Origin of the sequence: Stenotrophomonas aracearum, assembly GCF_031834615.1 — a bacterium.
Taxonomy (GTDB): domain Bacteria; phylum Pseudomonadota; class Gammaproteobacteria; order Xanthomonadales; family Xanthomonadaceae; genus Stenotrophomonas; species Stenotrophomonas aracearum.
In genome coordinates this window covers 488,578-503,883 of record NZ_CP115543.1, presented here as the reverse complement: position 1 = coordinate 503,883, position 15,306 = coordinate 488,578, and the positions used below count along the sequence as shown (strand labels likewise).

Below are 15,306 nucleotides of genomic sequence, written 5' to 3'. Positions count from 1 at the left end.
ACGCATGGCGTGTCGCTACGCGTTGCGGCGATCCGGGATACCCGGCGGCCGCGTAGTGACACGCCATGCGTGTCCCCGCGGTGCCGGCCCCGGGCGCCATCCCCAAATCTCAGGCAATAAAAAGCCCGCTAACAGCGAACTGTCAGCGGGCTCTGCTCCCTCCCCCACGTCGGGATGCAGGGCGATCTTCTAGGCTCCGCGAATAACTTGCACGCTGCACTGCAAAACAATACTCATGGGTACAGAAGCCCCCATTTACCTGAATAGCACCTCACATAACCCGGGAACACCATTCCACCTTGGTCGCAGCCGGGAGGCCGATGCGATGGCGGATAATGAACTCCCCCACGAAATACCTGGTCGTCATGTCCGTTGATCGCATTGCCAACGCGCGTCTGCGCGATCGCGTCGTATCTGCCGAAGCCGCCGCCGCGCTGATCCAGCCCGGCGAAACGGTGGCCATGAGCGGTTTCACCGGCTCGGGCTACCCCAAGGCGGTGCCGGTGGCGCTGGCGCAGCGCATCGAGGCGTTCCACGCCGACAACCTGCCCTTCCAGATCAGCCTGATGACCGGCGCGTCCACCGCGCCGGAACTGGACGGTGCGCTGGCCAAGGCCGATGGCATCGCGATGCGCATGCCGTTCCAGAGCGACCCGGATGCGCGCAACCGCATCAATGCCGGCCTGCTCGATTACATCGACATCCACCTCAGCCACGTGGCCCAGCATGTGTGGTTCGGGTTCTATGGCGAGATCGATACGGCGGTGATCGAGGTTTCGGCGATCCGTGAAGACGGTTCGCTGGTGCCTTCCACGTCGGTAGGCAACAACAAGACCTGGCTGGACCTGGCCAAGAAAGTGATCGTCGAGGTCAATGACTGGCAGCCGGCCGGCGTGGACGGCATGCACGACATTTACTACGGCACCGCACTGCCGCCGCACCGCAAGCCGATTCCGCTGGTGCACGGCAACGACCGCATCGGCGAGACCTCGCTGCGCTGCGATCCGGACAAGATCGTGGCGGTGGTGCGCACCAACGGGCCGGACCGCAACAGCCCGTTCAGCCCGATCGATACCACCAGCGAGCAGATTGCCGCGCACCTGATCGACTTCCTGAAACACGAAGTGGCGCGCGGCCGCCTGCCGGCCAACCTGCTGCCGCTGCAGAGCGGCGTGGGCAATATTCCTAACGCGGTGCTGGCTGGGCTGGGCAAGAGCGGGTTCCGCGACCTGAGCGCGTTCACCGAGGTGATCCAGGACGGCATGCTGGACCTGCTGCGCGACGGGGTGCTGAGCTATGCCTCGTGCACCGGGTTCGCGCTGAGCCCGCAGGCCAATGAGACGTTCAAGGAGAACATCGACTTCTACCGCGAGCGCATCATCATGCGCACGCAGGAGATCTCGAACCATCCGGAGCTGGTGCGCCGCCTGGGCTGCATCGGCATGAACGGGATGATCGAGGTGGATCTGTACGGCAACGTCAATTCCACCCACGTGATGGGCACGCGGATCATGAACGGCATTGGCGGTTCGGGTGATTTCGCGCGCAATGGGTTCCTGTCCGCATTCCTGAGCCCTTCAACGGCGAAGAACGGCACCATTTCGGCGATCGTGCCGATGGTGAGCCATGTGGACCACACCGAACACGATGTGTCGGTGATCGTGACCGAACAGGGGTTGGCGGATCTGCGCGGGTTGACGCCGCGCAAGCGCGCGCGGGTGGTGATCGACAACTGCGCGCACCCGGAGTTCCGCGACCAGTTGAACGATTATTTCGAGCGGGCGAGCCGCGATAGTTACGGCAAGCACACCCCGCACCTGTTGCCGGAAGCGTTGTCCTGGCACCAGCGGTGGCTGGATACCGGCACGATGAAGGTGTGATGTGATGCAACGAAAAACGCCGGGAATTCCCGGCGTTTTTTTTGTTCCTCGCGATCGATCAACCGACGCGCAGGCTGTCCAGCGATTCCTGCTGCAGGCGTTCGTAGATGGCGAACTCGTCTTCCACCTGCATCCCCAGTGCTTTCTCGAATGCATCGCGGTTGGAATGCGCGGCATAGGCGCGTTGCTCTTCGCCGCCCAGGTTCGACTGGAAAATGCCTGCGGCACTGACCGGCAGGAAATCCTCATAGACGATCGGATCGGCGCTGGCCAGGCCGGCGCTGACCAGCGCTTCGGCCGGCAGGTCGGCCACCGCGGCACGGTCGTTGCGGCCAGCTTCGGTGAGCGCGTAGCGGTAGTAGCCCAGTCCCTCGCGGCGCAGGGTGTCGTGGTCGTCCGGGAAGCCAGTAAATGCTGCGGCCAGCCGGGTGGAGTAATCCTGCCCGGTACTGCCAGCGCCACCGGCGTCGCGCGCCTGCGCCAGCAACTGGTCGTACAGCGCGCGGCCCTTGGGGGTGAGGGCAAGGCCGCGCTGTTCGATCTCGCCGAAGCGCGCGGTATGGGTGCCGGCGTCACCACCCTCGCCGTCCGGGAAGTTCACGGTTTCTTCGAGCGCCTTGAAACTGGTCTGGCGCAGCAGGATCGGGCAGCGGCGCGGCGGCGGGCCTTCGACCACGGCCTTGGCGTCGATGCCGCGCGCGAGCATGCCGGCCTGGGCGGCGTCGATGTCCAGCGTGCGCGGGGTGAGGTGGTTGATGTGCGGGCCACGGAAGCTGACCACGTCGGCCACCAGCCGGTGCGCGTTGCTCAGCGCCTGGTAGGTGGGCAGCGAGACGGTGGCGTCGCTGTGCCAGCGGAAGGTTTCCAGCGCGGCGAGCACGAAGCGGCGGGCGTCGTTCTGGTCCAGGCCGCCTTCGCGTTCGGCCTGGTCGATCAGGGCCAGGGCTTCGTCGGTGAAGATGCGGCGGCGCGCGAGGATGCGCGCGGACTCTTCGCGCAGGGCGGTGTCTTCGATCAGTTCCAGGCGCAGCAACGAGGTGAACACACGGAACGGATTGGCCGCCAGCGCCGAGGCGGTGCGCGGGCGGAATGCAGTGGAATGCACGGGCACGCCGGCGACGGAAAGGTCGTAGTAGCCGATCGGGTACATGCCCATCACCGCGAACAGGCGGCCCAGGGTGGCGAGTTCTTCGGCCGTGCCGACGCGGATGGCGCCGTGGCGTTCCTGCGCCAGACGGGCGCGTTCGTCATTGCGTTCGAGCTGCTCGGCCAGCGCCGGGTTGTCGGTCAGGACGGCGTCGTTGATCTCGGCCACCAGGTCGACCAGGGTGCCGTACAGCGGCACTTCGGTGCGGTACATGGTGGACATGGCCTGGGCGAACAGGCTGCGGATATCGTCGGGTGAAACGAAACGGTCGGCGCTCATTACGTACTCGGCAACGGATCACGGGGGAACAGCAATCCGGCATTGTCGCGCACGGCCGGGGTGGGCGGCGAGGTGCAGAGCAGCATTGCGCCGTTACCGGGCGCGCTTGACCTCGGCGTTTGCTGCGGCACGATCGCGCTGGGCGCGGTCGCCGAGCTGGCTTTTCAGGGTGGCGTCCAGGGTGACCGGGCGATCCCAGTGGTCGTGGCTGGCGACGATGGCGTGGCGCAGGGTGCGCCAGTGCTGGTTGGTGGGCTTCGTGGGCAGGCTGGCGACGACGTCGGCCCAGCGCTTGGGCTCGCCCTCTTCCGGTACGGCGCGCGACCAGGCCTTTACGCTGTCGCGGCAGGAATGCTCGATGGCCTTGGCCCAGAAGCAGGCGAAGTAGATGTCGCCGGCCTGCCAGTTGTGGGTGTAGAACAACGCGGCGATGTAGTCACGCGATATGCCGCCGTAACGCGCGACCTCGTCGAGGAAACTCTCCGGGTAGCGCTCGGCGTAGTAGTTGATGTCCTGCAGCTGGGTGTCCACCCACGTATCGCCCGTGTCGACGCGATACGCGGCGGATTCGTCTGCGCTCTGCTGCGCGGCGGCCAGCAACGGCAGCCACAGCAGCAGTGCAACCAGCAGCGGGCGCAGGCGCTTCACCGGCTCAGCCGCCGGCGGCCTTGGCTTCGATGGCGCGCAGGGCCTGCGGCCAGTCGAATGCGGTGGGCGCTTCGACCATGCGCGGCTCGTCGTCGGCCACGCCATGCTGGGTTTCATGCGCCCAGGTCACGGCATACGGGGTATGGATGCCCCAGCCGCCAAGGGTGACCACCGGCTCGATGTCCGACCGCAGCGAGTTGCCGACCATGACGAAGCGCTCCATCGGCAGGTCGAATTCTTCCAGCACGCGGGCATACGTTTCCGGGTCCTTCTCGGACACGATCTCGATGCGCGGGAACAGGTCGCGCAGGTTGGCAACCTTGATCTTGGCTTCCTGGTGGAACAGGTCGCCCTTGGTGATCAGCACCACCGGGTAGTCGCGCGCGATTTCGGCCACCGACTCGCGCACGCCGTCGATCAGTTCGACCGGGTGGCGCAGGGTGTCATGGCCGATGTCCAGGATCAGCTGCAGGTCGCGTGCGGCAATGTTCTTTTCGGTGATCTCGATGGCCGCTTCCAGCATCGACAGGGTCATGCCCTTGACGCCGTAGCCGAACACGCCGAGGTTGCGCTGCTGCACTTCCAGCAGGTGGCGCGCGGTGGCGGTGTCGTGCACGTCGATGTAGCGCGACAGGATGTCGAGATAATCCTGCTCGGCCTTGCGGTAATAGTCCTCGCTCTTCCACAGCGTGTCGTCACCGTCAAAACCGACCAGACCGATGGCGCCGTTGGGCGTGGGCATGGAGGTCATCATCGGCCAAGGATACCAAGCGGGCAGAAGGAAGGGCGGCCGAAGCCGCCCTTCCGGGGCCATCCACCGTTGTCCGGCGGTTTCAGGCCAGTTGCGCGTGGATCCTCTTGATCAGCGGCCCGGGGCGGCGTTGCCACCGCCGGCGGCACCCTGCTGGGCGGCCACGTAGGCCTTGTACTCGTCCGGCGTAAGCTTGCCGTCCTTGTTGGTGTCGGCCTGGTCGAACACCTGGGCAAGGCCGGCGTTCACCTGGGCCTCGGTCTTGCTGATGGCACCGTCACCGTCGGTGTCGACACTGGCCCACGTCTGGCCACCACCGCCACTGGCCTGCGAGGCCTGGGCGGCCGCGCCGGTTGCCGCGTCAGCCGCGTCGCTCGCCTGGGCCGCCGACTGCTGGGCCTGCGCGGCCTGGGTCTGGGCCTGCGCTGCACTCTGCTGGGCGGTCTGGGCCATCGCCGGAATGGCCAGCACACTGCCTGCGGCGATCATCAGGGCGATCAGGGGCTTGCGGTTGCGAATAGTCATCTGGGTGGTCTCCTTGAGGGATGTTGCGCGGCTGTTGTTTCCGCACGGCCCCACACTGCCAGCCCGTTTGTGAATCGATCTTGCGCCCGAATCGGCGTGCGCACGCGGTCTTAACCACATGCGCGCAGTGCTCGGTTACCCGGGTGGTTATGCACAGGTGAGCGATTGGTAAGACGCCCATTCAATCGCGCCGGATTTAACCGGATACGAACGAAAACTCAGCTTTCGCTGGCGTTTTTTTCGCCTGAGCGCGAACTGAACAAAAGCCAGCCCAATGCAACACCGAAGAGTGCACCGGCCACTTCGATCACCACGCGGGAGCCCAATTCGTTGGGGTCATGGATGGTGGCGAGGTACATGCGCGCGAAGAACGGCGACTCCAGCCGCACGATGCCCATGTAGAACAGCTTCCATGCGTCGATGCCGGCCGAGATCACCACGGCCATGACGCAGGACCAGCCAATGGCGTAGCCCATGCTCCAGCCGGCCCAGCGGCACACCCGGTGCCACAGCGCGTACACCAGCAGGCCGACCAGCAGGGAGATCAGGCCGGCTTCCAGCGTGCCCAGCAATCCAAAGTGCAGCGGCAGGTTCATCGTGGTCCACAGGTTCGGTGAGCGCGCATTGTAGCGGCGCGGCTCAGCGCACCGGCACGTCGTAGGCGGTACCGGGGGCCGGCTCCGGGCTGAGCGTGAAGTGCCACCACTCCTGTGGGTAGTTGGCGAAGCCCCGGCGTTGCATGGCCTGCAGCAGCGTGTGCCGGTTCTGGTGCTGGGCGGGGGTGACGTCGGGCGCGTCGGTATGCGCACGCGGGCCGAAGAAGTCGAAGTCGGTGCCCATGTCGACCGGCGTGCAGGGGTCGCGGCGGCAGTCGAGCAGGCCCAGGTCGACGGTGGCGCCGCGGCTGTGGCCGGAGGTTTCGGCGATGTACTCGCCCAGCAGCGCGGGCTTTTCCAGGCTGGGGTACTGGGTGGCCTTGCGCGACTGCTCCAGCGGGTCGTTGGCCCAGTCGACGAAGGCGCGCACCGACTGCGCGGGGCGGTAGCAGTCGAACAGCTGCAGGCCGTAGCCGCGTTCGCGCAGGTCGGCTTCCACCTTGGCCAGCGCGGCGGCGGCCGGGCGCAGCAGGTAGCAATTCGGTGCGTCGTAGCCGGGAACCGGGCGGCCAGTGAAGTTGTTGGCCGTGGCGTAGCGCATGTCGAGCTGGATGTCCGGCGCGAGGGTGCGGATGTCGACCAGGCCGGCCTGGTCGGTGGTGCGTACCAGGGCGATGGTGACCGGTTGGGCGTGCGCCAACGGGGTTGCGAGCGCCAGCAGAAGGCTAAGGGCAGTCGCCGATGCGGGTGAAATGCAGGTCCTGGAAGTCATAGCTGAAGTCGATGTCCGGATCGATCGCGCGCAGGGTGAGCGCGGGCGGGGTGCCCGGCGTAACCTGCAGCCAGGGTTCGGCGTCCGCCCCGAGGGTATCCCACTGCACCAGCCAGCGGGTGTCGAGCTGCATGACGGTGCCGCGCAGGGTGGGCGATTTGTCGACGGTGAAGCGGAGGCGGTCGCTTTCAGGGCAGAGGCGGGCCTGGCCGAGCCAGGGGTCGCGGTAGAGGCCGGTGGCACCGCGCAGCCACGCAGGGCGTGGCTCTACCGGGGAACGCCCATCCGTGTTTGGGCGTACATGGCCTGCGTTGCGGCGGTTGGCCTGCTCGGCCTTCAACTGCGCGGCATACGCGGCCACCGTCTGCTTCTGCTCCGGGGCGGTGTACTGCTTCAGCGCCGCCTGCATCAGCACGGTGCGCGCGTCCTCGCCTTCGCCGTCGATCAGGATCACCACGCCTACCTTCCTGTCCGGCAACAACGCCAGCGAGGAATAGCTGCCCGACAGCGTGCCGGTATGCGCGACCTTCCACTGCCCATCCAGGTCCGACAAACGCCAGCCGTAGCCATAGGCGGAGAAGTGCGCGTTGTCCCAGGCACGCTGGCGTTCGCCCAGCGGCATCGGCATGTGCGCGGTCCACAGCGCGCGGCGCTGGGTGTCGCTGAGCCAGCCGGGCACCAGCGTGGGATCCAACAGCACCTGCATCCAGCGGGTCATGTCGCGCAGGCTGCAGCGGATGCCGCCTGCGGCCAGCGAAGTGAGCTCGGCGGGCGCCTGGCATCCGGCCATGCCCAGCGGTGCGAACACTTCGTCGTGCAGCAGCTGGTCGATCGGCTTGCCTCCGGCCGCGGCGGCCACTTCGCCGGCCACCACGTACATCAGGTTGTCGTAGGCGTAGCCGCTGCGGAAGCTGGTGACCGGCTTGAGGTGGGCCAGCCCGGCGATGATGTCGGCGCGGGTGTACTGGTTGGGCGCGGGCCACAGCATCAGGTCGCCTGCGCCCAGGCCCAGGCCGCTGTTGTGGATGAGCAGGTCGCGCACCTGCATGTGTTCGGTGACCCACGGGTCGAACATGCGGAACTGCGGCAGGTGCTGGATGACCGGGTCGTCCCAGGCCAGCCGGCCACGGTCGACCAGCCGTGCGAGTACGGCGGCGGTCATGGACTTGCTGTTGGATGCGATCCTGAAATGCGTGTCGGGGGTGATGGCTTCGCCGCGTTTGCCGCGCGTGCCGCTGAACACGACCTCGCCGTTCTCCACCACGGCCATGGCGATGCCAGGCAGGCGGTACTGCTCGACGGTGCTGTCTAGCATGGGCGCAAACGCAGGCGATTCGGCCGCCGCTGCGGGCAGTGACGCGGCCAGTGCAACGGTCAGCAGCAGGGGGCGGAGCGCGGGCATGTCCGGTGATTCCAGAACGGAGAAGATGCCGGGCCGCAGCGTGTCCTGCGGCCCGGCGGTACTGCGGCGATCAGAAGCTCCAGGTCGCCATCAGCTGGGTGTAGCGCGGGGCCTGCCAGCGGGTCCCGGTGTTGAAGGTGTTCTCGCGGTACTGGCCCGGCTGGGCTTCGTAGCGCTGGTGGACGTTGATGACGGTCTGGTTGTTGAACAGGTTGAACACCGAGAGCCGCACGCTCAGGTCGATGCCCTCCACCGGCAGGCGCCAGGTGACGTTGGCGCCCATGGTCCAAGTCCATGGAAGGCGACCGTACGCCCCGCGCGGGGTGTATTCGAACTGGCGCTGGTCGTACGAGCCGGAACAGTTGGCCACGCACAGCCAGCCGGTGCCACCGCCGCCGCTTTCGTTGGAGGTGCTGCCGCCGGCCACGGTGTCGCCGGGCCACATCACGCCGAAGGCGGTGACCGGGCCGCCGGAGATCACCTGCAGGGTGGAGCCGAACGACCACATTTCATTCAGCGCATAGGCCGCGCGGAACTTGAACTGGTGGCGGAAGTCATTGAACAGCACGCCATAGCGTTCGTTGTTGGACGGGTGGTCCCAGTGCTGGACCATGCCGGTGTCGCCATAGCCGGTATCGGAGTTGACCGGTCCTTCGAAGTTGCCGTCGCTGCGCGACCACAGGTAGGAGGCGTTGAACAGCCACTTCTCGTCCCAGCCACGGTCGATCTGGAATTCCAGCGCCTTGTAGGTGCGCTTGGGCTTGGAATAGCCGACCACTTCGCCGCTGCCGCCCTTGCGGTAGCCGCTGTTGGCGGTGTCGATGGTGATCCAGCCTTCGGTGGCACAGCCGATGCTGGAGTCGCCCCAGATGGTCAGGTTCTCACCCGGGTTGGCGATCGGCCACAGGGTGGTGCCGGTCGGGCCGCACGGGGTGTAGTTCAGGCGCATGTCGTCCAGCGCGCGGTCCATGGTGCGGTAGGTGGCGTTGACGCCCCACGACCAGGCCTGGTTGATCATGCTCTGGAAGCCGAGGATGTACTCGTCCTGGTAGACCGCCTTGAGGTCGCGATCCACGCTCTGGCGCAGGTCGGCCGCACCGGTGTTCATGCGGGTGTCGACCGGGCCGATCTGCTGGCCGATGATCGGCGCCGCGTACGGCGCGCCGGTGACCGGGTTGGCCTGCTGCTGCCAACCGTCGAGGACGAAGTAGGAGTACTCGTCGGTGAGGCCGCCGGCGAAGTTGACGTTGATGTTGTTGGTGACCGGCAGGTAATAGCGGCCGGCGTTACCGAACAGCTTGGTGGTGGCGTCACCCTTCACGTCCCAGGAGAAGCCCACGCGCGGCGCGATGAGGTCGTCCATCTTGATGAAGGCGTCGCCGTCGGCGGTGCGGTTCTCGAAGCGGTCCCAGCGTACGCCCAGGTTGAGCATGAGGTTGGGGGTGATGTTCCAGATGTCTTCGAGGTAGAACGCGTTGGCTTCGGTTTCGAAGGTGCCGCCGGACACGCGGTTGCGGCCGCGCAGCATCTCGGTGACGCCCGGCGGTACGAATGCGTTGGCGCCGTCCCACACTTCATCGCCCGGGCGGGCGACGTAGGCGGTGTAGCTGAGCTGGGTCGGACCCGGGTAGCGGGTGGACTGCTCGGTGGTCATCAGCTCGCGGTCCACGCCGAAGCGCAGCAGGTGGCGGCCGAGCTGCCATTCGAAGTCCAGGCGGGCCACGTCGCGGGTGTCGTCGCGCTCGGCCACGGCGGCGCCGGTCGGGTGGCAACCCGGGCGCAGGCCGTTGAGCTTGTACAGGCGCGAGGCGTAGCTGGCGTCGGTGAACACCGGGCTGCAGGCTTCGTCGAGCGAGGAGCTGGTGAAGGCACGCTGGTTGTTCTGGCCGACCATGGCACGCGCGGTGAAGGTTTCACCGAAGTGGCCGGTATAGGTGGCCGAGTAGTTGCGGCCGCCGGTCTCGGTGACCGAATCGCCGCCCCACTGGCCGATCTCGTTCGCGTCCCAGTCGTAGTTGTAGGAGCCGTTGGTGACGTCGCCTTCGTCGGAGAAGCCCAGCAGCGAGATGCTGTGGTTGTCGGTGATGTTCCAGTCGAGCTTGGCGCCCCAGAAGCCGTTGTCGGCCTCGTTCTTGAACCAGGTCAGGGCGTCGTTGGAGGTGTTGTGGCCGCTGTCGTTGCGATCTTCATACATCGCGAACAGGAACAGGCGGTCCTGCACGAGCGCGCCGGAGCCCCACACGTTGGTCTTGAAGAAGGAGCTGTCGTCGCGGCTGGCGTAGGAATGCGGGGTGCCGTCGCGGTGGAAGTGGTCGCGCCCGCTGGAGCGCCATGCGCTCGGTTCGGCGGTGATTTCGATGCCACCCTTGAGCTCGTTGCTGCCCGAGCGGGTCACGGCGTTGATCACGCCGCCGGTGGAACGGCCGAACTCCACCGAGTAGCCGCCGGTCTTGACCTGGAACTCGTTGAAGAACGCGAACGGTGCGCTGGAGAAGCCGCGCCGGGTGTACATGTCGGTGACGTTGAGACCGTTGATGAACACTGCGTTCTCGGCCACCGAGGAACCGGCGAACGACAGGCCACCGAAGGTGGAGTTGCCGCCGACCACGCCGGGGGCGAGCAGCGCCACCGCGGACAGGTCCTGCGCCACCGGCAGGCGTTCCAGCTCCTGGCGGTTGACGTTGAATGAGGTCTCGGTGGTGGACACGTCCACCCGGTTGACCACGCGCGTACCGACCACCTGCAGTGCGTCCAGGTTGACTACGCCGCCGCCACTGCCGAGGTTGACCGTGGTGGTGCCGCCGATGGCCACGCTCACGGCGACCGGGTCACCGAGGTTCTGGCCGTCGCGGCTGAGCTGCAGCTGGTAGTTGCCCACCGGCAGCTGGCCGAGGCGATAGGTGCCGTCGGCGCTGGCGGTGACCGTGCGGGTCTGCCCGGTACTGGTGCTGACCACGGTGATCTGGTCGCCGGCGCTGGCACGACCGGCCACGGCACCGCTGACCGCCTGCGCGAATGCCACGGTGGGCACGAGGCTGCCCAGACACGCTCCCAACGCGACGCACAGCGCCGCCCGCTTCAAACCGTTCGCTTTCATTCCCTGCTCTCTCCTTCAAGGGTGAAATGGTGATGGTGCTGATTAGTGCGTGGACTTCGCCGGCACGACGTGCGACTGGAAGTCGTAGTTCCATTGATCGAAGTACAGGTTGCCGCCGGCCCATTCGACTTCGCCGCGTTGCGAGTCGACGGTGTCCGAGCGCGGATGCCGTTTGGCCGGTTGGAACGGTTGCTGGAAATCGTCGTTGAAGGCGATGCGGTAGGCGTCGAGTCCACCGAAGTAGAAGTCGCGCAGGGCGGGCTCATTGCTCTGCAGGCGGCCGGTGGTGACGTCCATCGGCACCCAGCCGTACGGGGCCAGGTACAGCGCACCCCAGTCATGCAGGTTGTTGTAGCCCACCGCGTCGTCGGAATAGACCATCCCCGACTGCCAGCGCGCCGGAATGCCGTTCAGGCGCAGCAGGGCGATCAGCAACAGGGTCTGCTGGCCGCAGTCGGCATGGCCGGCGTGCAGGGCGTAGTCGCTGATGTTGGAAATGGTGGAATACTCGCGCGCGCCGGCCCAAGGGATCTGGTCGACGGCGTCGAACAGCTTCTGCGCGATGGCGTACGGGTTCGTTTCAGTGCCCACCACGCGCTGCGAGAACGCGCGCAGGGCCGGGGTGAACACCACGTGCGGCGGCTGCTCGGCCAGGTAGGGCTGCAGTGCCGGATCGTTCGGCGTGGCGATGACCTTGGCCGGGTCGATGTCGATGTGGCGCGCGTACACGGTGACCGCGTAACGGATCTCGAAGCGGGTCGGCTTTCCGGCCACCGCCTTCTGCTGGAGGTGCACGGTGCGCTGCTGGGCCGATTCCGGGGCGATCACCGCGCCCTGCTGCGGGGCGATCCAGGTGATGTCTTCCTGCTGGCCGGCGATGGCGCGCGGGTACGGAATCCACGCCTGCAGCAGTTCGCCGGCGGGCACGGCATCGGGCTTGACCGTGATCGACTGGCTGACCTCGACCCGGCGCGGCACCAGGCTGGTGGCGCCGCTGGCGTCTGCAGCAGCAATTACTTCATGGTGATGCGGGGCGAGGCTTTCGTAAGGGCCCTCGGTGGGCAGCGGCACATTCGGTGCGCGCCGTGCACGTGCTTCAGCGCTGACCCGGAACAGATTGGACGGCGCGCGCTTGAAATAACGGCGCTGGCCATCGATGTCGAGGTGTTCGATCAGGCCGGCCGCGTCCCAGCGCGCGAATTCGTCGTCGCGCAGGTCGGGAATCTGCTTGCGCAGCTGCGTCTTCGCCTGCGCTTCGTCCAGGCTGAAGTCCAGTCGCATGCGGCGCATGCGTTCGCGTTGGAAGGCATAGGCGTCGCGCTGTTCGGCGCTGAGCGCAGGGTCTGCCAGCCGTTCGGTGATGGTGGCTTCCGCCGCAGCGAACTGGCCTTGGTCGATCTGCGCGATCAGCGCGTCCTGGGCCAGCACCGGCGCCTGCAACGACGCCAGGCCCAGCAGCAGGCACGCCGTGGCGGCGCGACGGGCGAAGGTCGAGGCAGAACGCGGTTTGCTAACGGGCAGATCCACAGCGACACTTCCCAACGTGCGGGTGGTAATCGCTGTGTAACACGGGCCTGACAGGGGGTCAATAATTTATTCTTGCTTTCGCTGAAAAAAGGAATAAATATTCCTGACGATTCCGAGGAGGATGACCGCTCCATGATCCAGGCTCCCCCCCGCCGCCCTGCGCGGCTTGCGTGGCCGGCGCGCGTAGTGCTGGCAGCGATGCTGGCCCTGCCCGGCACTGCCGCCTGGGCCGAGGCCCCGGTTGCGACCCCCAGTGGTTTCGGCGGCGTGGTCGGGCTGCGCGAGGCCTACCTGGACCCGGCGTTCTGGGCGGCGCGGCTGCCCGACGCGGACCGGGTGATCCTGGACCGGGCCGGCATTGACGCGCAGAACGCGCGCATGCGGGCCGAAGACGACTCCATTCACGACCTGCGGGCGCTGCCGGCGTCGCTGCCTCGTTCGCAGGTGCTGGCCGACATCCAGAAGCTTTCGCGCTGGCCGGAAAAGGCACTGTTTGGAGTGGACAGCCAGCCGATTGCCGCAACGGCACGCGCCAGCATCGAGGCCAACCTGGCACTGGATGCGATTCCCGCCGCACGCCCGCTGCAGTACGGACTGGTCACCCACCGCGCCGACCTGCGCGCGTTCCCGACCGCGCTGCGGGTGTTCACCTCGCAGGGCGATACCGATATCGACCGCTTCCAGGAGTCCGCGCTGTTCCCGGGCGACGCGGTGGCGGTGCTGCATGAGAGCGCCGACGGGAAGTGGCTGTTCATCACCAGCGAGCGCTATTCCGCCTGGATCGAAAAGCGCTTCGTGGGAATCGGCGATGCCGCGACGGTGCTCGGCTACGGCCAGAAGGGCCCGTATCGGGTGGTGACCGGCGCGACCGCGTTCACCGCCTTCACCCCGGAAGAACCGCGCGTGTCGCGGTTGCAGCTGGACATGGGCGTGCGGCTGCCGGTGTTGGCCGACTGGCCCCAGGCGCAGACCGTGAACGGCCAGCAGGCGCATGCCGCGCACGTGGTGCAGTTGCCGGTGCGCAATACCGACGGCTCGCTGGCACTGGTGCCGGCGCTGCTGCCGCGCTCGCAGGACACCGCCGCCGACTACCTGCCGCTGACCCCGCGCAACCTGCTTACCCAGGCCTTCAAGTTCCTGGGCGAGCGCTACGGCTGGGGCCATTCCTACGACACCCGCGACTGCAGCGGCTTCGTTTCGGAGATCTACCGCAGCTTCGGCGTGCTGATGCCGCGCAACACCAGCGCGCAGGCGGTGAGCCCGGCGCTGGACCGCATCGCCTTCACCGCGACGGACGACAAAGCCAAGCGCAACGCCGCCGTGCAGCAGCTGCAGGTGGGCGACCTGGTCTACATCCCGGGCCACGTGATGGTCACCATCGGCCAGCTGGACGGGCAGACGTGGATGATCCACGACACCTCCGGCGGCAGCTGGTTCGGACCGGGCGGCACGCGCGTGCAGGCGCATCTCAATGGGGTATCGGTGACCCCGCTGCAGCCGATGATGGCCAGCGACACCGTCAGTTACATCGACCGCATCACCAACATCCAGCGCATCCGGCCCCAGACTCCTTGATGAAAATCACCGACATTGAACTTGGCATGCTGCGCGTGCCGCTGAAGACCCCGTTCAAGACCGCATTGCGCACCGTGGACACGGTGGAAGACGTGGTGGTGCTGGTCCGCACCGACAGCGGCCACACCGGCTACGGTGAAGCACCGGCCACGGCAGTGATCACCGGCGATACCCACGGCTCAATCGTCGAAGCCATCGACCGCTTCATCAAGCCGCGCCTGATCGGCCAGGAGGTGGCCAACCTCAACCGCATCTGCGCGCTGATCCAGTCGTCGATGGAGCGCAACACCAGCGCCAAGGCGGCGGTGGAAATCGCGGTGTACGACCTGTGGGCGCAGCTGCACCGCGCACCGCTGTACCAGATGCTGGGTGGTGGCGATCCGGTGATCACCACCGACATCACCATCAGCGTGGACTACATCGACAAGATGGTGGCCGATTCGCTGTCGGCCATCGACCGCGGCTTCGAGTCGCTGAAGATCAAGGTCGGCAAGGACATCGGGCTGGACATCGAGCGGGTCAAGGCGATCCACGCGGCGGTGCAGGGCCGGGCGCTGCTTCGCCTGGACGCCAACCAGGGCTGGACCGCCAAGCAGGCGGTGCACGCCATGCGCACCCTGGAAGACGCCGGGGTGGTGCTGGAACTGCTGGAACAGCCCGTGAAGGCGGCCGACATCAGCGGGCTGAAGTACGTGACCGACCGGGTCAATACACCGGTGATGGCCGATGAGAGCGTGTTCAACCCGGGCCAGGTGTTCGACCTGATCCAGCAGCGCGCGGCGGACATCATCAACATCAAGCTGATGAAGACCGGTGGGCTCTCCAACGCGATCCGGATTGCCGACATCGCCGCCATCTACGGGGTGCCGTGCATGATCGGCTGCATGATCGAGTCCAGCATCAGCGTGGCTGCGGCGGTGCACCTGGCCGTGGCCAAGAGCGAGGTCATCACCAAGGTGGACCTGGACGGGCCATCATTGGGGCAGTTCAATCCGGTCACAGGCGGGGTACATTTCAACGAGTCCGAGATCACCATCAGCGATGCGCCGGGATTGGGCATCACCGAAGTGCGAGGATTGGAGATGTTGAAGCCCCCCACATGGTGAA

Annotated in this window: 12 protein-coding genes; 3 read left to right on the top strand and 9 right to left on the bottom strand. The window is 66.7% G+C overall.

The window, feature by feature from the left end; genetic code table 11:
• Positions 1–365 precede the first annotated feature (365 nt).
• Positions 366–1,880 carry a succinyl-CoA:acetate CoA-transferase ScpC gene (gene scpC, locus PDM28_RS02235; RefSeq protein WP_311183648.1) on the top strand — a complete coding sequence of 505 codons (1,515 nt, stop codon included), beginning with the start codon at positions 366–368 and terminating at the stop codon, positions 1,878–1,880.
• A gap of 58 nt (positions 1,881–1,938) precedes the next feature.
• Here the strand turns inward: scpC and hglS are convergent, their stop codons facing one another.
• From hglS to PDM28_RS02190, 9 genes are all read right to left on the bottom strand, one after another.
• Complete coding sequence (hglS, locus tag PDM28_RS02230; RefSeq protein ID WP_311183647.1) at positions 1,939–3,306, bottom strand: 2-oxoadipate dioxygenase/decarboxylase HglS; 1,368 nt, start codon at positions 3,304–3,306, stop codon at positions 1,939–1,941.
• A gap of 93 nt (positions 3,307–3,399) precedes the next feature.
• Positions 3,400–3,954 (bottom strand): hypothetical protein, encoded by a 555-nt coding sequence (locus PDM28_RS02225; protein ID WP_311183645.1) that lies wholly within the window; start codon positions 3,952–3,954, stop codon positions 3,400–3,402.
• 4 nt (positions 3,955–3,958) lie between these two features.
• The gene (locus tag PDM28_RS02220) at positions 3,959–4,708 is read right to left on the bottom strand and encodes an HAD family hydrolase (RefSeq protein WP_311183644.1); all 750 of its coding nucleotides are present in this window, start codon (positions 4,706–4,708) and stop codon (positions 3,959–3,961) included.
• A gap of 108 nt (positions 4,709–4,816) precedes the next feature.
• On the bottom strand, positions 4,817–5,230 hold the full coding sequence (locus PDM28_RS02215; RefSeq protein WP_102946612.1) for an EF-hand domain-containing protein: 414 nt from the start codon (positions 5,228–5,230) through the stop codon (positions 4,817–4,819).
• Positions 5,231–5,448: 218 nt separating this feature from the next.
• Positions 5,449–5,826 carry a hypothetical protein gene (locus PDM28_RS02210; protein WP_311183641.1) on the bottom strand — a complete coding sequence of 126 codons (378 nt, stop codon included), beginning with the start codon at positions 5,824–5,826 and terminating at the stop codon, positions 5,449–5,451.
• Between the two features lie 43 nt (positions 5,827–5,869).
• Positions 5,870–6,598, bottom strand: coding sequence for a M15 family metallopeptidase (locus PDM28_RS02205; protein ID WP_311183639.1), 729 nt, complete (start codon positions 6,596–6,598; stop codon positions 5,870–5,872).
• On the bottom strand, positions 6,552–8,000 hold the full coding sequence (locus PDM28_RS02200) for a serine hydrolase (protein WP_311183638.1): 1,449 nt from the start codon (positions 7,998–8,000) through the stop codon (positions 6,552–6,554). The genes PDM28_RS02205 and PDM28_RS02200 overlap by 47 nt, the downstream gene beginning before the upstream one ends.
• Before the next feature lie 70 nt (positions 8,001–8,070).
• Complete coding sequence (locus tag PDM28_RS02195) at positions 8,071–11,097, bottom strand: TonB-dependent receptor (RefSeq protein WP_311183637.1); 3,027 nt, start codon at positions 11,095–11,097, stop codon at positions 8,071–8,073.
• A gap of 42 nt (positions 11,098–11,139) precedes the next feature.
• Positions 11,140–12,624 (bottom strand): transglutaminase-like domain-containing protein, encoded by a 1,485-nt coding sequence (locus tag PDM28_RS02190; RefSeq protein WP_425507629.1) that lies wholly within the window; start codon positions 12,622–12,624, stop codon positions 11,140–11,142.
• Positions 12,625–12,756: 132 nt separating this feature from the next.
• On the opposite strand from PDM28_RS02190, the gene PDM28_RS02185 reads away from it, so the two are divergent.
• Both PDM28_RS02185 and PDM28_RS02180 read left to right on the top strand, forming a co-directional pair.
• Positions 12,757–14,199 carry a C40 family peptidase gene (locus PDM28_RS02185; protein WP_311183636.1) on the top strand — a complete coding sequence of 481 codons (1,443 nt, stop codon included), beginning with the start codon at positions 12,757–12,759 and terminating at the stop codon, positions 14,197–14,199.
• Positions 14,199–15,305: a dipeptide epimerase gene (locus PDM28_RS02180; protein ID WP_311183635.1), complete on the top strand. Its 1,107-nt coding sequence runs from the start codon at positions 14,199–14,201 to the stop codon at positions 15,303–15,305. Before PDM28_RS02185 ends, PDM28_RS02180 begins: the two co-directional genes overlap by 1 nt.
• The last annotated feature ends 1 nt before the right edge of the window (position 15,306 follow it).